Origin of the sequence: Halobacillus salinus (assembly GCF_004684905.1) — a bacterium.
Taxonomy (GTDB): Bacteria; Bacillota; Bacilli; order Bacillales; family Halobacillaceae; genus Halobacillus; species Halobacillus salinus.
In genome coordinates this window covers 561,858-581,832 of record NZ_SRJC01000001.1, presented here as the reverse complement: position 1 = coordinate 581,832, position 19,975 = coordinate 561,858, and the positions used below count along the sequence as shown (strand labels likewise).

19 protein-coding genes are annotated in these 19,975 nt (G+C 43.7%); 6 read left to right on the top strand and 13 right to left on the bottom strand.

Translation table 11 applies throughout. From position 1 onward, the window contains the following. Window positions 1-88 precede the first annotated feature (88 nt). Genes E4663_RS03245 through E4663_RS03235 form a run of 3 tightly spaced genes read left to right on the top strand, consistent with a single transcriptional unit; the run spans window position 89 to window position 2,560 of the window. The gene (locus E4663_RS03245; RefSeq protein WP_135326673.1) at window positions 89-736 is read left to right on the top strand and encodes a GNAT family N-acetyltransferase; all 648 of its coding nucleotides are present in this window, start codon (window positions 89-91) and stop codon (window positions 734-736) included. Window positions 737-740: 4 nt separating this feature from the next. Further along, window positions 741-1,388 carry an acetoin utilization AcuB family protein gene (locus tag E4663_RS03240; RefSeq protein ID WP_079479400.1) on the top strand — a complete coding sequence of 216 codons (648 nt, stop codon included), beginning with the start codon at window positions 741-743 and terminating at the stop codon, window positions 1,386-1,388. Beyond that, on the top strand, window positions 1,385-2,560 hold the full coding sequence (locus tag E4663_RS03235; protein WP_135326672.1) for an acetoin utilization protein AcuC: 1,176 nt from the start codon (window positions 1,385-1,387) through the stop codon (window positions 2,558-2,560). The genes E4663_RS03240 and E4663_RS03235 overlap by 4 nt, the downstream gene beginning before the upstream one ends. 72 nt (window positions 2,561-2,632) lie before the next feature. On the opposite strand, the gene motS is transcribed toward E4663_RS03235, so the two are convergent. From motS to E4663_RS03215, 4 genes are all read right to left on the bottom strand, one after another. Further along, window positions 2,633-3,412 (bottom strand): flagellar motor protein MotS, encoded by a 780-nt coding sequence (motS, locus tag E4663_RS03230; RefSeq protein ID WP_079479398.1) that lies wholly within the window; start codon window positions 3,410-3,412, stop codon window positions 2,633-2,635. After that, a complete protein-coding gene (gene motP, locus E4663_RS03225; RefSeq protein ID WP_079479397.1) occupies window positions 3,402-4,226 on the bottom strand; it encodes a flagellar motor protein MotP in 825 nt (274 codons plus the stop codon). Before motP ends, motS begins: the two co-directional genes overlap by 11 nt. A 51-nt stretch (window positions 4,227-4,277) precedes the next feature. Continuing rightward, window positions 4,278-5,276, bottom strand: coding sequence for a catabolite control protein A (gene ccpA / locus E4663_RS03220; protein ID WP_079479396.1), 999 nt, complete (start codon window positions 5,274-5,276; stop codon window positions 4,278-4,280). 217 nt (window positions 5,277-5,493) lie between these two features. After that, window positions 5,494-6,561 (bottom strand): bifunctional 3-deoxy-7-phosphoheptulonate synthase/chorismate mutase, encoded by a 1,068-nt coding sequence (locus tag E4663_RS03215; protein ID WP_135326671.1) that lies wholly within the window; start codon window positions 6,559-6,561, stop codon window positions 5,494-5,496. Window positions 6,562-6,710: 149 nt separating this feature from the next. On the opposite strand from E4663_RS03215, the gene E4663_RS03210 reads away from it, so the two are divergent. Then, window positions 6,711-8,858: a cell division protein FtsA gene (locus tag E4663_RS03210; protein WP_135326670.1), complete on the top strand. Its 2,148-nt coding sequence runs from the start codon at window positions 6,711-6,713 to the stop codon at window positions 8,856-8,858. Window positions 8,859-8,909: 51 nt separating this feature from the next. Here E4663_RS03210 and ytxJ read toward each other — a convergent pair whose 3' ends face one another. The 8 genes from ytxJ to E4663_RS03170 form a co-directional block, all read right to left on the bottom strand. Beyond that, the gene (ytxJ, locus tag E4663_RS03205; RefSeq protein ID WP_079479394.1) at window positions 8,910-9,233 is read right to left on the bottom strand and encodes a bacillithiol system redox-active protein YtxJ; all 324 of its coding nucleotides are present in this window, start codon (window positions 9,231-9,233) and stop codon (window positions 8,910-8,912) included. Between the two features lie 58 nt (window positions 9,234-9,291). Further along, window positions 9,292-9,729 (bottom strand): YtxH domain-containing protein, encoded by a 438-nt coding sequence (locus E4663_RS03200; protein WP_168927325.1) that lies wholly within the window; start codon window positions 9,727-9,729, stop codon window positions 9,292-9,294. 21 nt (window positions 9,730-9,750) lie between these two features. Continuing rightward, window positions 9,751-10,161: a DUF948 domain-containing protein gene (locus tag E4663_RS03195; RefSeq protein ID WP_079479392.1), complete on the bottom strand. Its 411-nt coding sequence runs from the start codon at window positions 10,159-10,161 to the stop codon at window positions 9,751-9,753. Window positions 10,162-10,356: 195 nt separating this feature from the next. Continuing rightward, window positions 10,357-11,646, bottom strand: a complete 1,290-nt coding sequence (murC, locus tag E4663_RS03190) for a UDP-N-acetylmuramate--L-alanine ligase (protein ID WP_135326668.1) — start codon at window positions 11,644-11,646, stop codon at window positions 10,357-10,359. 223 nt (window positions 11,647-11,869) lie between these two features. Next, window positions 11,870-12,982, bottom strand: a complete 1,113-nt coding sequence (locus E4663_RS03185; protein ID WP_079479390.1) for a nicotinate phosphoribosyltransferase — start codon at window positions 12,980-12,982, stop codon at window positions 11,870-11,872. A 99-nt stretch (window positions 12,983-13,081) separates the two neighbouring features. Continuing rightward, window positions 13,082-15,709 carry a DNA translocase FtsK gene (locus E4663_RS03180; protein WP_135326667.1) on the bottom strand — a complete coding sequence of 876 codons (2,628 nt, stop codon included), beginning with the start codon at window positions 15,707-15,709 and terminating at the stop codon, window positions 13,082-13,084. Between the two features lie 237 nt (window positions 15,710-15,946). Beyond that, entirely contained in the window at window positions 15,947-16,552 is a 606-nt protein-coding gene (ytpR, locus tag E4663_RS03175) for a YtpR family tRNA-binding protein (protein WP_135326666.1), read from the bottom strand. A 3-nt stretch (window positions 16,553-16,555) separates the two neighbouring features. After that, entirely contained in the window at window positions 16,556-17,374 is an 819-nt protein-coding gene (locus E4663_RS03170; RefSeq protein ID WP_079479387.1) for a DUF1444 domain-containing protein, read from the bottom strand. Between the two features lie 198 nt (window positions 17,375-17,572). Between E4663_RS03170 and E4663_RS03165 the strand changes: the two genes are divergently transcribed. Further along, on the top strand, window positions 17,573-17,797 hold the full coding sequence (locus tag E4663_RS03165; protein WP_135326665.1) for a cytosolic protein: 225 nt from the start codon (window positions 17,573-17,575) through the stop codon (window positions 17,795-17,797). Here E4663_RS03165 and mutY read toward each other — a convergent pair. After that, entirely contained in the window at window positions 17,787-18,875 is a 1,089-nt protein-coding gene (mutY, locus tag E4663_RS03160) for an A/G-specific adenine glycosylase (RefSeq protein WP_135326664.1), read from the bottom strand. The two genes, E4663_RS03165 and mutY, sit on opposite strands and share 11 nt — an antisense overlap. A gap of 64 nt (window positions 18,876-18,939) precedes the next feature. Between mutY and E4663_RS03155 the strand changes: the two genes are divergently transcribed. Then, entirely contained in the window at window positions 18,940-19,938 is a 999-nt protein-coding gene (locus E4663_RS03155) for a metal-dependent hydrolase (RefSeq protein ID WP_079479384.1), read from the top strand. Window positions 19,939-19,975 lie beyond the last annotated feature (37 nt).

Below are 19,975 nucleotides of genomic sequence, written 5' to 3'. Positions count from 1 at the left end.
GTACTGCTCTTTTTCTTATCATGACATTTTCGAAATTTGCTGTATAATTGGGAATAGCCAATATTTTCTACAAAAAGGCGGTGGATACATGAACCATGAAAAAACGTATCACAAGGAAGCGTTCGATTCCGAGCATGGTCCTGTCGTCATCGAAGGCCCGCTTTCATCAAAGGAATTAGCGGCCTACACATTTGACGAACAACTAACTGCATTCCGGCCAGCGGAAAAACAATTCGAGGCTGTACAAAGTATCGCTGACTTTGAAGAAGGCCGAATCATTATTGCGAGACACAACGAAAACATTGTAGGATATGTAACCTACCTCCATCCTGATCCGCTCGAGAGGTGGTCAGAGGGAAATATGGAGAACCTCATTGAACTAGGTGCCATTGAAGTCATTCCGCAATTCAGAGGGTACCGCATCGGCTCGAGATTACTTCGAATTTCTATGATGGATGAGTTCATGGAGAATTATATTGTCATTTCAACAGAATACCATTGGCATTGGGACTTGAAAGGGACCGGACTGAACATTTGGGACTATCGCAAAGTGATGGAAAAAATGATGGCAGCAGGAGGACTTACTCCCGCTCCTACAGATGACCCTGAAATCATCTCCCATCCAGCTAATTGTTTAATGGTCCGGATCGGCAAGCACGTCTCTGAAGAATCAGTTGAACAATTCGATACGTTGAGATTTTTGACTAGACATCAATATCGCAAGGCCAGGAGGTAACATTATGCTCGTGGAAGAAATTATGAAAACAGAAGTCATTACTTTACAAAGAAATGATTCCGTAGAAATGGCGTTGAAGCTCCTTCACGAGAATCATATACGGCATATTCCTATTGTAGATGAGGAAAACGAAGTGATTGGGATTGTTTCAGACCGCGATGTTCGCGATGCCTCCCCTTCTATTTTTGATGAGGATGTGAACGCTAAGGAGTTGCAGCACCCAATCGAATCAATCATGACTACTCCTGTCATAACCGTACACCCTCTCGACTTTGTCGAAGAGGTAGCTTCGATTTTTTATGACCATGAAATTGCCTGTGTCCCTGTAACAAGAAACGATCAACTTGTCGGTATCATTACAGAGAAGGATATGTTGTACACCTTGATCCAATTGACGGGGACGAATGTTCAAAGTTCTCAAATCGAGGTTAAAGTATTGAACAAGCCAGGGATGCTGCCACAAGTCACGCAAGTATTCGGCAAGCGTAAAGTCAACATAAGTTCTGTGCTCCTCTATCCATACAAGCAAGATGATGCCTATAAAATTATCGTGGTACGGATACAGACCATGAATCCCCTGCCGATCATAGAAGATTTGAAGGCGGCTGGGTATGAAGTGTTGTGGCCAAAAATGCCAGGGATGACACCATGAGTTGTAGATCAGGGTTTGTTTTTTCAGAAGACTTTACGAACTACCGCTTTAGGGATGATCATCCTTTCAACCAAATGAGAGTCGTTCTAGCCAAGGAATTACTGGAAGCTTCAGGAGCTCTTGAAGAAGGCGACTACATCTCACCTAGATATGCCACTGAGGATGAGTTAGCGCTCTCTCATAGCAGAACCTATATAGAAGCTGTCAAAAAGGCAGGGGCCGGGCTTTTGACAGAAGAAGCCGGTATGGAATTCGGCATCGGGACAGAGGACACTCCTATGTTCGACGGTATGCACGAGGCTTCCTCTCTTCTAGTCGGTAGTACGCTCTCTGCTATCGACGCGGTGATGGAGGGAACCTATGATCATGTTCTGAATTTGGGTGGTGGATTGCACCACGGTTTCAAACGGAAAGCATCAGGATTTTGCATTTATAATGATGGTGCAGTTGGCATCCAGTATATCCGAGAGAAGTACGATTGCAAGGTGCTGTATGTTGATACGGATGCGCACCACGGAGATGGCGTACAGTGGGCTTTCTACGATGATCCTAATGTATGCACAGTTTCGATTCACGAAACCGGCCGCTACTTATTCCCTGGTACCGGAAATGTGAATGAGAGAGGCTTGAAAGAAGGCTACGGGTACTCCTTCAACTTCCCTATTGATGCCTTTACTGAGGATGAATCTTTTCTAAGCGTTTATGAAACCGCTCTCAAGGAAATTATGGAATACTTCCAACCTGACGTGATCGTGACACAGAACGGTGCAGATGCTCACCATCTGGATCCTCTCACTCATCTCTGTTCGACAATGAAGATTTATGAGCAGATTCCCAAGGTAGCCCACGAACTTGCTCACCAGTATTGTGATGGCAAGTGGATCGCTTTAGGGGGAGGCGGATATGATATTTGGCGTGTTGTACCAAGAGCATGGGCTCAGTTGTGGAAAGTGATGGTCGATGATACCCCATTTCAAGGAGAGTTACCAAACAGCTGGTTAGAGAAATGGCAACCTCAAGCACCAGTATCTCTACCCGGCCATTGGCACGACCCAGACGGCAGTTATCAGGCAATTCCAAGAAAGAATGAAATTACAGAGAAAAATGAGAAAGTGTTGGAAAAGGCACTGCAACTCATATACAACCAGAAGAAGTTCAATAATTCTGTTTGACTCAAAAGGCAAAATAGCCCATGCAACGATTATTTATCATAGAAAAAGAGGATGCGGTTAAGCATCCTCTTTTTAATTATATTCTGGTTTTAGAATGACAATTTCTACCCGACGGTTCTTACCCCAGTTCTCCGGAGAATCGTTCGGTGCCACCGGTCTTGTTTCCCCGTAAGCTACAGCTGTGAACCGAGCAGGGTTCAGGCCGTCTGTGTTATTGGTTAAGTAGCGGATCACACTACTTGCACGTGCACCTGATAGCTCCCAGTTCGAAGGATAGCGGTACGTTGAGATTTGGCGGTTATCTGTATGCCCCTCGACCTTTACAAAGTTCGGGATGTTCATGAGCAAGGTACCTACCTTATTTAAGAACGGCTTAGCACCGTCTAGTACCTCCGCTTCACTCGTATCAAAAAGCAATTGCTCTTCTAGAACTAAGACAACGCCCCGCTCCGTCTGATTAGCAGAAATGATATCGTTCAGTTGATTGTTTTCTAAGTATTGGTCAACCTCTTGTTTCAGTTCTTCCAAATCCTCCATCGCCTGTTGCCTTGCTTGATCCTCTGCAACGTTATCGGGAGTCTCGGCTGGTTCTTCGAATTCATTATTCTCCTCCCCATCCTCCTGTATTTTGGTGGACTGAGTAGGATAATCATCTTCTACTGGAGAAGGATAGAAGTCGAAAATCATCCGATTCCTGAAAGATTCTGCAATCGTTTCAAACTTCACCAAGTTGATTTGTGACATCGAGAATAGAAGAACGAAGAATACTAGAATCAAAGTAACCATATCAGCATACGTAGTCATCCATTTCGGAACATTCTTTTCCTTCTTCTTGCTACGTCTAAGCTTCATTGGCCGTTTCTCCTAAAGCGTCCTCCTGCTTCTCCTCTTCCACGATCTTCTTATCTTCTTCGGAAAGAAAAGCACTCAACTTCTCTTCTAGAATCTTAGGGTTTTGTCCTGATTGGACACCGATTACTCCTTCGATTATGACTTGCTTCATGAAGAGTTCTTTCTCTGTCTTATTCTCAAGCTTTGAGGCCATCGGTATAAAGACGAGGTTCGCTAGCAGCGTACCATAGAAAGTAGTCAATAGAGCTACCGCCATTTTCGGCCCCAGTGTTTCTGGGCTTGTCAAACTTTGCAGCATAAGCACAAGACCGATCAACGTTCCGATCATTCCCCAAGCAGGAGCATATTCCCCCGCCTTTTCAAAAATTGCTCTACCGCGTTGGTGGCGTTCTTCAACAGCTGCAATCTCTGCATTCATGATGTCATTGATGACTTCAGGCTCAATACCGTCGACAGCTAACAAAATGCCTTTCTTTATAAACGGATCCTCTACTTCTTCTAGTTCCGCTTCCAATGCAAGCAATCCTTCACGTCTTGCCCGCTCCGAAAGTTGAACAAAAAGAGAGATCAACTCTCTCAGGCTCATCTCACTACTCTTAAATGCTTCTTTCGTAACCTTGAAGGTCAGTCTGATTTCGCTCCAATTGAAGTTTACAAATAAAGCTGCGATCAGTCCCCCTAATACAATTACGATCGACGACATTTGGATAAAGGATGCAATGCCGCTGAAGCCTGTATTCACCATGATTCCAAAGATGACCATCATGAATCCAATGGTAATCCCTATGGGAGTTAATAAATCTCTTTTTGTCATATTACTCTCTCCTCAGTTTCGTACAGATAAAGTCTACTCACTATATCGGTACTATTTCTGCTGAGTTGAGTTTCTTTCGATAATTCGGTGAGGTAAAATGACACTTTGGTCTTCTACTTCTTCTTTATTCATGAATTTTGTAAGCAGGCGCATCGCTACTGCCCCAATGTCATACATCGGTTGAACGACTGTCGAAAGTGTCGGACGGACCATAGTGGCCAGGCGTGTGTTATCGAATCCGAATACTTCTAGGTCTTCCGGTACACGCACTCCATTATCTTGTGCTCCATGAATAACGCCAAGCGCCATCTCATCAGCTGATACGAACACAGCAGATGGCTTGTCTTCCATCTCCATAAGCTGTTCAAACGCTTCGATACCAGAGTCATAAGAATAATCACCTGTAACAATCCACTGATCAGGGTTGTGCCCTTGATCTTTCATGGCGCGCTTGTATCCTTCCAGTTTCTGAGTGTTTACTACTGTATCTTCCGGTCCGGAGACAAATGCCACTTTCTCGTTATTATGAGACAGCAGAAGCTCTGTTGCATCATAAGCGGCTTGTTCATAGTTGATGTTTACAGAAGGTGTTTCCCCTGATTCATCTACCGTTGCAGCAAGTGCAATAGGCACAGAGGCTGTCTTGAATTCACGAATGTGGTCGTCTGTTATTTTTCCACCCATGAAGACAAGCCCGTCTACCTGTTTACCTAACATAGCATTGATCAAATGAATTTCTTTATCTTTATTCTGATCAGAGTTACTCAGAATGATGTTGTAGTTGTACATGGTTGCAATATCTTCGATTCCTCGAGCAAGTTCTGCGAAGAAAATGCTTGAAATATCAGGGATAATTACACCGACTGTTGTTGTCTTTTTACTAGCTAGACCTCGAGCCACCGCATTTGGACGATAGCCTAGTCGTTCGATTGCATCGTGGACCTTCTTTCTTGTGGCAGGTTTCACATTCGGGTTCCCGTTCACTACCCTAGAAACTGTTGCCATCGATACATTCGCTTCTCTTGCTACATCATATATTGTTACATTCATCGTACATCCTCCTTCGTCGATTCCCTCTAACGACTTATTTTCAATAAAATAATCATACGATAGATAGGCTTGTTCCGCAATCTTCGAGGTATTTCTCTATTTATAGCATACCCTTATTATTATATCGAATAACGAACCATGAAGAAAACAATCTTCTTCAATAAAGAAGAGTACGAAACATACTGAATGTTTCGTACTCTTGAAGGTTTGAAGAGAATTATACTCTATGGCCTTGTAATTCATGCATGAATGACTGGAATGTCGGAATGTCCATCTGCTGTGCAGAGTCGGAAAGAGCAACCGCTGGGTCAGGGTGGACTTCCGCCATGACACCGTCCGCTCCGATGGCGAGAGCTGCTTTAGCTGCTGGCAGGAGAAGATCACGGCGTCCTGTTGAGTGCGTTACGTCTACCATGACTGGCAGGTGCGTTTCCTGCTTTAAGATAGGGACAGAAGAAATGTCCAGTGTGTTACGTGTCGCTTTTTCGTATGTTCGAATCCCACGCTCGCACAAGATGATATTTTCATTCCCGCGTGAAATGATGTATTCGGCTGCATTAATGAATTCAGAAATAGTAGCTGACATCCCGCGTTTTAATAATACAGGCTTATTGACGGAACCAGCTGCTTTAAGCAATTCAAAGTTCTGCATGTTTCGCGCACCGATTTGAATGACATCTAAGTAATCAAGCGCTTCTTCAATATCAGCTGGGTTGACGATTTCACTTACTACAGCTAAGCCCTGTTCATCGGCAGCCTGTTTCAACATTTTCAAGCCCTCAAGCCCTAGACCTTGGAAATCGTAAGGAGAGGTGCGTGGTTTGAAGGCTCCGCCACGGAGTAAGGTCAAACCTTGTTCTTTCACGGCTCTTGCAACTGTAGAGACTTGCTCGTAGCTTTCTACAGCACATGGTCCCATGATGAAGCTAGGGTCTCCTTCTCCTACTCTCTCCCCTTTGATATCCACAATAGTATCTTCTGGCTTTTTCTTACGGGAAACAAGTAGAGCTTTACGGTGGTCATCTTCTTGTAACTCAAGCCCTGCTTTGAAGATTTCCTTGAACAAATGTGTCACAGTGGAATCTTCGAATGGACCTTGGTTATGGTTAGAAATATGATCGAGCATGGCGCGTTCGCGTACAGGATCGAAGCGGTTTGTACCTTGCTGTTCCTTGATTTGACCGATTCCCTTTACCAGATCACCGCGTTTATTTATTAAATTCAGAAGCTGTAAATTAACATCATCTAACTGGCTACGCAACTGGTCAAGCTTTTGATTACTCATCTTTCTTCCCCCTCGTATTGTTTAATGTTTAGACAAAATATGATACTTTTAAAATAATTAGGGACAATTATAGCTAATATTTCGAATGTTGTCACCCGTTTTAACAAAAAGAAATTGAATAAATTTCCCGCCCCGGAGGTACTGGAGTCATGAATGAAAAAATCTTTGCTTTAGATATAGGAACGAGATCCGTTGTAGGTATCATAATGGAAAAAGCGGATGACTCGTTTCGCGTAGTTGACCTTGTAACACGAGAACACGAGGAACGTTCTATGCTGGATGGACAAATTCACGACGTGTTATCTGTTTCTCGTGTGATCGAAGAAGTGAAGAATGAACTAGAGCACCATCATGGACCATTACATAAAGTATGCGTAGCCGCAGCAGGTCGTGCACTAAGGACCTGCCGCACTTCGATCCAAAAGGATGTATACCATCAACCACTGATGACAGATGAAGACGTTTCACACCTTGAACTCACTGCCGTTCAACAAGCTCAGTACGAAATCGCCCAAGAGTCTTATGATGCAAAGACAACGGATTACTACTGCGTCGGTTACTCCGTATTGCACTATTACTTAGATGACCAAGCAATAGGATCTTTAGTAGACCAACAAGGGAAAGAAGTGAGAGTCGATATCATAGCAACTTTCCTACCAAAAGTGGTTGTGGAATCACTCCTATCTGCTCTCCAGCGAGCTGGTTTAGAAATGGATGCACTAACACTGGAACCGATTGCAGCAATTCAAGTCCTGATCCCACAGTCCATGAGGAGATTAAACGTCGCTCTCGTCGACATAGGTGCAGGTACGAGTGATATTGCATTGACGGATGAAGGAACCGTCACAGCCTACGGAATGGTCCCTGTAGCGGGAGATGAAATCACCGAAGCGATCAGCGATGCCTACTTGCTTGACTTCCCTTTAGCAGAAAAGGCAAAGCGTGAACTCACGTCGATTCAAAGTACGAAAGTGACCGATATCCTCGGGTTCGAAACGACGGTGACATTGGATGAGGTTGTAGAGGAAGTCAAACCAAGTATTGAATCGCTGGCACAGCGCATTGCGGATGAGATTCTTCTCTTAAACGGAAAAGCACCTAAAGCTGTCATGTTGGTAGGTGGCGGAAGTCAAACACCTTCTCTGACAGAGAAACTCTCAGAGAAGCTGCAACTTCCTTTCAACCGAGTGGCCATTCGCGGTATTGATGCGATTCAAAACTTGCAAGAAAAAGAGCAATTACCTCAAGGGCCAGATTTCGTGACACCGATTGGAATCGCTATTGCAGCCAAACAAAGCCCTGTCCATTACATTAGTATTCAAGTCAACAATCGCTATATTCGTCTGTTCGACATGAAAACACTCACCGTCGGAGATGCCTTGTTAGCAGCTGGGATTGACTTCACACAACTATATGGAAAGCCAGGTCAGGCATATATGATCAAGGTGAACGATAAAGCCGTGCCACTAAAAGGATCGTACGGCAAAGGACCAACTCTGAAAGTGAACGGCGATTCCAAGCCAATTGACACACAAGTGCTGCACGGTGACACCATTGAAGTGGAACAAGGACTGGATGGGGAGCCTCCTTCCATTACTACAGAAGACTTAATAGGAGACCTATCCGATATAAAACTTAACTTTAACGGGAAAGACTATTCATTCACTTCACCCCTAGTCTATATCAATAATCTTAAGGCATCCCAAAGCCAGGTGATCAAAGATAGCGATCGTATTGAACATTACCCATTAAACACGATAGCTGACTTGATGCGTGCCTTAAAACGTGAAGATGAGTGGGTAGACCAGTCAGAAGAACCTATAATCTATTTAAACCAGACCAGACTCCCCTTCCATGCAAATGGCCATGGACTCACTAGAAACGGCGAGAAGGCGTCGATGATGAGCTCCATTCAGGACGGGGATACATTGCGATACACTCTTACTCCAGAGTCTACACTTGAAGCGATTCTACATCACAACGGAATTACGCTTTTTGAAAAGGCTGATATTTTCTTCGATGGACAACCCGTTCAATTGAAAAAGCAAAAGATGACCGTAAAACGTGATGGAAGGGTATTGCAACCGGAGGATTCAGTGAAACCAGGAGATTCCTTACAAAGTGAAGACCAGAACACAGCACCGTTTATTTACCAGGATGTATTCCGTTATGTAGACATCGACTTGGAGTCGGTTCCAAGACCATTTCAGCTCTATAGAAATGATGAGGAGGCTTCCTTTTACGAACCGATCCATCCTGGCGATCGTTTAAGTATTGGTATAAAAACAAGAGCCTAAATGAAAGAAGCATCGATTACCAATGCAAGTAATCGATGCTTCTTTCATTCTTTATGGAAGTGCTTTTTGAAGGTTACGTTTTGTAATAGAACCGTGACTATCATTCCACACCACTTTTCGGTTGCTAAACAATAAAGCTTGTGGAGACTCATGCTGAATAGAGAAGTCCTCGGCAATCTGATTGGACAACTCACGTGCCTCCTGTACATGAAGCATGTAACATGGTACCTCTGACTCTTTACTGAAACTGTTGTAACGATTCCTCGCCATCGCACTGATAGGACATGTCAAACTGTTCTTCAGCAGAAAGAAAGTCTTGTTCTCGTCCAAAGTACGCTCAAATTCTTCTTTCGAAGTAATAACAGGAACACTCATGAACGTTTCTCCCCCTTTTAAAAAAAGTGAAGGCAGCTGCCTTCACTTTTTTGTCGTATTATAGGTTGGATGAAGTAGTGGAGTCTTGTTGTCTCTCAAGCTCCTGAGCAGCTTCCTCGATTGCTTCTGCAACCTCCTGAGCTGCTTTCTCTGCCTCATCGTCTTCATTTGTACGGATGTTCTTCACTTTGTCCTGCAAGTTCTTCGTAGAGTCCTTCATCTTACCAGACCACTCTGTAGACTTTTCGGATACGTTCTTAGAAAGCTGTGAAGAAGTTTCAACAGCACGGTCTTTCCACTCTCCGCTTTTTTCGTAAGCTACGTCTTTCCACTCCCCAGCACGCTCTCTCCATCCACTGGATTGCTCGTTGATGTTCTCGCGTAGTTCACGGCCTGACTTCGGAGCGAATAGTAAAGCAACGACAGCTCCTACAAGTCCACCTATTAAAGAACCTAGTACGAAATCTCTTCCATTCGAATTGTTTTGCTGTGCCATGTTAATTCCTCCTCGTAAAATTTAATTATCTTTTTTTGCTTTTTTCCACAAATTAATTGCGACCTGGCCCCACTTCATTGCTTGCGCGGCCGTTTCATTATGGTCATTAGCTGACTGCGAAAAGCTTCTGGACACGGATCTTAGAGATTGATTGAATTCTTGAACGGAATCTCCGATGCCCTTCACACCGTCTACCAGCGTATTCAGCTTTTGAGACTTCTCGCCAACATCTTCTGCTAACTTGTTGGTTTTATTCAAGAGGGCCGTTGTCTCTAAGGTAATACCCTCCATTTGTTTTTCAACACCTTCTAAGGTGTCGGCGACATTATTCATCGTACGCCTAACGGCTGTCAGTGTTCGTGCTAAAAAGATAGCAAGAACGGCAAAAGCCACTGCTGCAATAAGCGCAGCAATGTACAAAATGATGATCATCCCCCTGCACACTCCTTCTCAACTATGTAATTAACATTTTAGTTATTACCCCATTAAGAGCAATTTTAAACGCTTTTAGTTAATATTCGTTACTAAGGATACAATTTCCTTCTCCAAATTACAAATGTTGTTCCATTTTGACTATCCATGTGTAAAAAGAAACGTGTGGGTTCAAAAGGACCCACACGTAATAGATTAGTTTTCTTCATATGCTTTTTGGAATTTTTGAATGTCCCCTGCTCCCATGAACAACAATACTCCGTCTTCATAAGATGTAAGAGAGTCTGTCTCATCCAATTGGAGAATTTCGGACTCAGGAATCAGCTCCTGTAAGTTCTGAATCGTCAACTTCCCTTCGTTTTCTCTGGCAGAACCAAAGATGTCACAAAGGTACACATGATCCGCTTGTTTCAAACTTTCCGCAAATTCGTTCAGGAATGTCTTGGTCCTGGTAAACGTGTGCGGTTGGAAGATAGCTACGACCGGACGATCCTTGTATTTCTTTCTTGCAGAATCGATCGTTGCCGTAATTTCAATCGGGTGGTGAGCATAATCATCTACCAATATTTGATCATTCCACTTCTTCTCTGTAAAGCGTCGCTTCACTCCACGGAAAGTGGCAAGCTTCTGAATTTGTTCAGGCTGCATATTCTCGTAATGGCAGATCGCAATAACGCTCAGAGCGTTCAGAACGGTGTGATTACCATACTGCGGAATCGTAAACGTTTCATAGAAATTGTTTCGTACGAATACATCAAACGTCGTCCCTTCATCCGTCTCTCGGACATTCTGTGCTTGAAAATCATTCGTCTCAGAGAAACCATAGTAAAGAACCGGAACATTCGCTTGAATGTGCTGAAGATGCTCGTCATCCCCACAGGCGATGATTCCTTTCTTCACTTGCTTTGCCATCTCTTGAAACGCATCGAATACGTCATCGATACTTGTGAAGTAATCTGGATGATCGAAATCGATATTTGTCATGATGGCATAGTCAGGATGATAGGCTAAAAAGTGTCTGCGGTATTCACAAGCCTCAAAGGCGAAATACTTACTATCTTCATGCCCTCTGCCAGTTCCATCTCCGATTAAGTAGGAAGTGGGGTAATTCTCTGAAAGCACATGGGCAAGCAAGCCTGTAGTTGAAGTCTTTCCGTGTGCACCTGTAACAGCAATGCTCGTGTATTTGCTCAACCATTCCCCTAAGAACTCATGATACCAATAGAACGGTAGCCCTAAACGTTTGGCTTCTTGTATTTCTTCGTGATCATCACTGAAAGCATTACCTGCAATGATTGTCAGACCTTCACGAATGTTTTCTTTTGCAAACGGCATAATATCAATATTTTTCTCTTCTAATACTTCTTGGGTGAAAAATCGTTTCTCTACGTCAGATCCTTGGACTCTTTCTCCAGAATCATGCAGAATTTGAGCAAGCGAACTCATTCCTGTTCCTTTAATACCAACAAAATGGTAAATTGTCATAAACAAGAACCTCCAAAATAAAGTGGGTCACTTTAAGTATAGTGTATGTAAAAATCATAAAGTTGCGATTTATTCTCAGGAACATCCTTTAAGGAGACCAGGAATAGCTAGAACGCTCTATTAGTTTATCACGTAACAGTGAACAGAGAAAGTGTTCATGCTCCTAGAGTGTTCATGCATAAAAAGGCACCAACGATTGGTTCGTGTGTGCCTTTTGTATGATTTATTCCGATTCATGATATTCTACATACTCAAGCCTTGGGTTGGGGTTGAACTTCCTTCCCTCTTTTGCTTCATGCTCTCCGTTGATAAATACGTTATCACCTGTGAACCCTATTCCGATCTTCAACAGGCTTCCTCCGACACCATACATATCAACAGGAACCTTTTGTTCCTCAAAGGAACGGATCCGTTCTTTAGTAAATCCACCACTGACAACAATCTTCACGTGACGGTACCCTTCTTTATCAAGAGCACGACGCAAAGCGAAGACAAGCTCAGGATTTACTCCTCTTGGGTCGAAAGTACCCATGAGGTGTTGGTTTCTTAGAAAGTACTTATCGACGAGGTTTCGGGAAGTGTCCAGGCGAACCCCTTTCAACTTATCTCCGAACTCCCTGGCTACTTTCAAGGAATCCGTAATCACATCGTTATTATAGTCCACCAATGCCATTAGTTGGTCGTCCGGGAATTGCTCATGATAAGCTTTCGTCGCTTTAACGACATCCCCTTGGAACATCTGGATAAGGGCGTGGGGCATAGTCCCCATACCTTCTTTCCCCCACCATTCGTTCATAGCGTGCGTAGCCTGAGCTGTCGACCCGCCGATAAAGGCAGCATAGCCATCACCTGATTGCTGAGTGAAATGGTCGTCACGATCTCCCATGAAGATGATCGGCTTTTGGCGACCTGATGTCCGTGCTGCTTTTACAACGTTATAGACGTTTGTTGCAACAGATGTACGGCGTGCTAGAATTCCATCGATGATGCCCTCTAAGAACCCGAAGTATTGATAGGGGCCCGTGATGGTTAACACAGTCTCATAAGGACTGATTTTATCTCCGTCCTTCAAAGAATAGATGTCTAGCTCTTCCGGATGTTCACCAAAAGTATGGATCAGAGCGATAGCCTCGTCTGTTCCACACAATACGGCTTCGTCCTTTTGGAAGAACTGCATCGTCACTTCATTGTCCGGCAGATGGTTCTCCACGATATCACGTGTTTTCAAAAAGTAGACCGCAGAGAACCAACCATCTGCGACCCTTTCATCAAATTTAAATGTATTGTTTGTTAAACGGTCGATCTCCCCGTTCAACTTTCGAAAAATTTCCTTCATGACTTTACTCCTTAAACATTCGGTCATAATTAAAATTACTCATGTTCAATCATATAAAATTGCTGCTCTTAGTACAAGCATTTACCACGATTCATCATATCAGGCATTCATCAATTCTTCAATTTGTTGTTCATTCATCAGAATATCCCGAGGTTTGCTACCTTTTTGTTCCGAGATAATGCCATAATCCTCCATTTGATCAATCAGTCGAGCAGCGCGATTATAACCGACTTTGAACCTTCTCTGGATTAATGAAGCACTCGCTCCGTTGTGTTGGAGAACAAATCGAACCGCTTCTTCAAACAACTCGTCTGTTTCTTCTTCAGATGAGATCTGCTTCATCAATTCTTCCTGGTGGAACAAGTATTGCGGCGGCGCTAAACGCTTCACATGATTGGTAATGCGCTCAATTTCATCATCTGAAACGAAAGCCCCCTGGATTCTTCTAGCTTGACCAGACCCATTCTCCACAAACAGCATGTCGCCTCTACCAAGCAACTTCTCTGCACCTGACGTATCGATAATGGTTCTGGAATCGACTTGAGATGACACACTGAAAGCAACTCTTGTCGGGATATTCGCTTTGATCAATCCCGTAATGACGTCCACGGAAGGACGCTGGGTCGCAAGTAATAGGTGAATACCACATGCCCGGGCTTTTTGAGCAATCCTACAAATCGCGTCCTCCACATCCTGAGGAGAAACCATCATCAAGTCAGCCAATTCATCGATAACGATGACAAGATAAGGCAACTTCTCATCTTCCCTGTCCTGCTTGATCATTTTGTCATTATAACGCTCTACGTCTCGAACGCCTTCTTCCACAAACTTCTCATACCGCTCTTCCATTTCTTTCACAGCCCACTTCAGTGCTGTCGTCGCTGCTTTCACATCTGTGATCACAGGGGACACAAGGTGCGGCAAGTCATTGTAAGGCGCAAGCTCGACCATTTTCGGGTCGATCAACAAGAACTTCACATCGTCATAGTGAGCCTTGTACAGAAGACTGACCAGAATCGTGTTGATACATACACTCTTACCTGAACCAGTCGCTCCGGCGATTAGTCCGTGGGGCATCTTCTTCAAATTAGTCACGATTGGGTCTCCTCCGATATCAAGGCCAAGACCTACAGATAGCGGTGACGTATCCTTTCGGAATGAATCCGACTCGAATATTTCCTGCAGACCGACCATTTGAGACTGCTGGTTCGGCACTTCGATTCCAACCGCCTGTTTGCCTGGAATAGGAGCTTCGATCCGGATATCCCGTGCTGCCATGCTCAGTTTGATATCGTCCGAGAGGTTAGTGATTTTACTGACTTTCACCCCTGGTTCTGGCTGTACTTCAAAGCGTGTAACAGAAGGGCCTTTCATAGCATTTACGACTTTAGCCTTCACATGGAAATGACGTAGAGTTGTCTCTAGAAGATTCATTTGTTCTTCGATCCATGTGTCATCTTCATCTGTCGACCTAGTTGCGTCGTCCAGAAGGTGCATCGGAGTTTGGTACGGAATCCGTTCGTACTTCTCTTCTGGCTCGCTTCCTTCCTCCTCTTCAGCTGGAGCCGGGGTTGGTTCCGGCTTGTGGTCATTCTTCACCGGCTTCGCATGTTGATCGCGTGTCCGTTTATCTCTTGGTGTCATGATGACATTGAAAGGAACCGAACGCTTTTTAGGTTTTTCTTCCTTTGGCTCCTCTTGTATCGGCTCTTGTTCAGCTAAGGTATCTTTCGGTTCTTCCGAAACCAGCCTATCCTCATCTGCTGTTTCCTCGAGTAACTCATCAGTATGTGTAACGACCGGTTCTATTCTGTCTGACTCTAGTTCTTCTTCGGATTCTCTTTTTTCAACCTCGTCAATAGGAAATGCAGGTTCAGGCTCAGCTTCCACAGGAGTCTCTTGAACGTGCTCTACCATCTCTACAAAGGGTTCTGAATGAACTTCTGTTTCCTCTAGCACAGGAATACTATCGTCTACATCCTCTTGTTTTTCCTCCGTATAAGTTACTGATTCTAGGTGAGGTGCAGCTTCGTCTGTACCGGAAATCTCAATATTGGATGGTGTGTCTTCCTCTTGATCGTCACTCAATGTATTCACATGTTCCACTGATTCTTCAACACCCTCCTCGTCACTTGCTGACGTTTCAAACTCTGCGGGCTTCTGTTGAGTAGGAATTTCCTCTTCCACAGAAAGGGGATCCCGCCGGGCGCTCATCCGATCACGTAGTCTTGCTCTCAGCATCTCCCATTCCTGATCATCGTTGTTTACAACTGGCTCTTCTTCCTGTTTCTCTTCCACAACCTCTTCTAACTCTTCTACTCTTGTTTTCACCTCTCTTGGGTTGTACCCATAGATAGGTGAGGGCACGTCTGTCGGGGTAAACGGAATCGATGAAATCTCAGGCAGTTCTCTTTCTTCAGGCTGCTCAGGCGAAACCTGCTGTTCTTGCTGAACCTCTTCTGTTCTTTTCTCTCTCCGTTTTCTTGGGGGCTGTTCTTCTTGTTCCGGTTGAAAATCTAAAGATTGTCTTCTCCGCTTTGGAGCTTGGTCAGGAATGACAGGAAAGCGAAACTCTCCTTGCTTAGGATATTTATAGGTCATTTTTGTTTTTGCGTTCGTTTCATGTCTTTCATGCTTTGGTTGGCGTGGAGTAGGTGCTTCGTCTGTTTCGTTCGCTTCGTCTTCTTGAAACCAGTCCATCCACTTCTTTTTAAAATCTTTCCACATTATTTCTCACTCTCTCTTCATATGTAAATCACTCTTGTAGTTATTAATATTTTAACAAATTTAAGACATGAATTGGTTTACAATCCGTTTAAAAATTGCTTTTACCCTATAAAACAGTAGGAAGTAACCATAGTGCGCGAGAAGTGGATACGTTTACTTCAACATTTCCTGAGCAATTGGTACAAATTATTGCAAAAAAAGAAGACCTCCGTTAAAGAGGTCTTTATCAACTGTATATTAAAATTCGAATGGTTGTCCCACTTCATAAGAATCTTCCAGTACAAGAATACCTTTTTCTTGTGGAGCATCCGGAAGATCCAATTCTTTCGCAGAGCAGATCATGCCGCTTGAAGGAACGCCACGTAGTTTAGCATCCTTGATTTTCATTCCACTCGGCATCGTCGCACCGACTTTCGCAACAACAACCTTTTGCCCTGCATCAACATTTGGTGCACCACAGACAATTTGGAGTGATTCCTCACCGACGTCAACTTGGCATACGTTCAATTTATCTGCATTCTCGTGAGGGCTTTTTTCTTTCACGTAGCCTACGACGAATTTAGGGGCGAGGTCAAAATCAAGTACATCGTTTAATTGGTTTTTAGTGAAAAGGTCTTTGATTGGAGAAAGCATATCTTCTGTTAGACGCATCTTCCCTTTTTGATCAATATCAAAGTATTGGGAAGCATTGAAAATATTATACCCAAGCAATGAACCGTCTCGTTGGTCCGTAATTTTCACAACATCACCATAAGTTTCATGTTTGATATGGTTGCGATCCCCCTCCTTGATCGGAAGGATAAGTACATCTCCAATACCTTGCTGGTTATAGAATACATCCATTTCTTAATCGTCCTTTCGGTCTGATTTCGGTTTTTTCTGAGCCAAGATGAAGATAGGCTCCAGTTGTTTATCTTCGTATAGGAAAGATAGGGAAGTGATCGGGACTGTTCCTTCTGCAAAGAATTTCATCGCCATTTGCGCAAGGATGTCATACCCTTCCGGATTCTGAACATCTGCAAAAATGATGACGTCCTGGTGAGGAATACTGATGGCTAATTCCCCTTTAATTTCAGCTTTCAGCTCTTCCAGAAGCGCCTCATTCAAGATGCGGCTGGCATCATATCCATCCTGTGTAGATAAGAAGTAAAAATCGTTTCCGTAAACGTTGTCTTTCTTCATCTCTACTGGAAGGGAGCGCACATTGAATGTTGCTACTTCCTGGATTCGATCCTTCGTCCAGCCTTCTTGCTCAAGCATTTGCTCATCAATAAGCTGAAAGGACTTACCGAGGTCCAGTGCATAATAGATGCGAGTTTCCGCTGTATGTTCTTGGTGGACCAGTTTCTTTCCATCTTTCGTCTCCACAGGGAAAGATCCTGCTCGGATGACAGGGAAGATCTGTTTTTCTTTGCCTTCTAGATCATGGTCCTCATTCATCACCCGAAGGGCCTCTTGCACATGATCTTCAAGCTCGTCCAAGGCAGCTTCTCCACGTGATTCGTACTTTGCTATTACATTAGGCAAGGTAATCGTAATGCCATTTCCACTATCACGCCACTCGATGCGGAACGTGTCTTTATCACGATTGAACGTCGTTTCCCATTCTTCATTCGCAAGACGTTCTTCTAATTTCTTTTTCATTTTGATACTTGTCATTTTCATATTTTTTCCTCCTTACAACATGGAAGAAATCAGTGCCTCGACCATTTTATCATACGTCCATTCCCATTATACACATTTATACTTTCGGAATAAAAAAATCCACGTTCCTTTTTGAACAGACCCCTTCTACTGAAGTCTCGCACCTTTCTCCGCATGAAGCAGAAAATGTAGAGCAAAGTATAGGAAAGGAGGGATTTCATGTACGTTGGACGAAACTTATCTGCTCTCAGTATGGAACCGAAGTCTTCATGGAGAGATAAAGAATTAGGATATTTCCATTATGCACTATCACAATCAGCCCCTTATTTAAATGCGGAAGGCGTTACGATGTTAAGGGAGATCAACGAAGAAATAAAACATCGTGGCGGACTTGAGCATCCAGAGGCTACTTGGACAAGCGGCACGCATACTGTCACAGACTAGTATGCTTGTGTGCCTTCTGGTGTGAAACAGGGAATGGGTAGTCGTTCAATTCCTCTTTGGAAACGAAACGGGCACGCTCATGATCAAGCTCTCCGTTTATGATATGGGCTTTGACGACTTCCATTTCCCAAATAAGATGGGAGAAGACATGTTTGATATTCTCAAGTTTCTGCCCCCACTCCACTTCCAGACCGTACTGATCCTCGAACCATATCTTTGCTGATTCTTGCCCTAAGTCCTTCATCGGGATCATCGGATACTGCCACAAGGAAGCAAGCAACCCTTCATTTGGTCGTTGCTCGATCAGTACCTCTCCTCGATTATTTTCGATGATCACTATTTTATAAGGGATTTTCTTTTGTTTCTTCTTCGATGACTTTACAGGAAGCGTTGTTTCTATTCCCTCGTTAAAGGCTCTGCAGTGCTCCTGAACTGGACATAGCATGCAAGAGGGAGTCTTCGGTGTACAGACAAGCGCCCCTAGCTCCATCATTCCTTGGTTGAAAGAGGACGGATCCTCAGTCGAAATGACGCCTCTTACTAACTCTTCAAAAACCTTTCTAGTTTTCGGTTTTGCGATGTCGTCTTCCACATGTAGAATGCGGGACAGTACTCTCATCACATTCCCATCTACAGCAGGCTCTGGTGTATCGTAGGCAATACTCAAAATAGCACCTTTCGTATAAGGTCCCACACCTTTTAGATCGCCGAGCTCTTTAGGGTCATGCGGAACAACTCCGCCATACTCTTCGACGACTTCACGAACAGCGGTTTGCAAATTGCGTGCACGGGAATAGTATCCTAAACCCTCCCAAGCTTTCAAAACCTCCTGTTCGTCAGCTGTTGCAAGGCTTTCAGGATCAGGAAATTTCTCCATAAAATGATTAAAATAAGGAATGACAGTATCAACCTTCGTCTGTTGGAGCATAATTTCTGATACCCACACTCGATATGGATCTTGGTTTTCACGCCAAGGTAATATACGCTGTTCATCTTTAAACCAGCGAATCAAATCTTGTTGAAATGCTTGTATATCAAAATCATTAAGAATCTGTTTCGTTCTATCTTGATTATTCATGTATTATCATCCTTCGTGGTAAACTTACTTAAGAAACATCGTGTTGGTCAAAGGAGGTATTTCATTGGATACAGGTACACACGTTGTCATGGGGGTTGCGCTTGCCGGTATAGCTACATTGGACCCAGTAGTACAACAAGATCCAGCGCTATTTAATGCCGTGCTCGTAGGAACATTAGTCGGATCACAAGCACCCGATTCTGACACCGTTTTGAAATTAAAAAACAACGCCGTCTACATCCGACATCACAGAGGAATTACACATTCCGTACCAGCTGTTTTATTATGGGGTATCAGTATCCCAAGTCTGATCTACCTCTTCAGTCCTGAGGTCAATTTCTTACATTTATGGCTTTGGACGTTCTTGGCCGTTATTCTTCATGTCTTTGTGGATGTGTTCAATGCCTATGGTACACAGGCCTATCGACCATTCACAAAACGATGGGTGGCTTATGGATTCATCAACACATTCGACCCGTATATCTTCATTCTCCATTTAGCGGGTATCGTCGCTTGGAACTTGGGTGCAGATCCTGGGTTAATGTGGCTGATCATCTATTTTGTCATTGCTCTGTATTATGTGAAGAGATACTTTGATAAGCGAGAGCTGGTCAAACTCATTCACAATCATTTCGATCAAGTTCAACAAATCGCAACCTCTCCGACGATCCAACAAAACATCTGGAGGATTGCCATTACGACACCGACGAATTATTATGTCGGTCGAGCAGAGAATGGACACATTACCATACTTGACTCCTTTGTGAATAAACCGATTGATTATGAAGACCCGGTGGTACAAAAAGCATTGTCCGACCATAACATTAAAGCTTTTCTATCCTTTTCTCCGGTGTATCGCTATGAAATCACTTATTTTGATGAGTACACAGAAGTGCGGTTCATTGATCTGCGTTACCGCTCTCGTGGACGTTATCCCTTTGTAGCAGTTGCTCAAATTGATGATGAACATGGAGAAGACAAGTTAAAAATACTCAATTCCTACACTGGCTGGGTATTTACAGAAGAAAAGCTGCAAGACAAACTAAACATTGTGAAAGCTTAAAAAAACCGTGCTGCTCATCGAGCAACGCGGTTTTTCA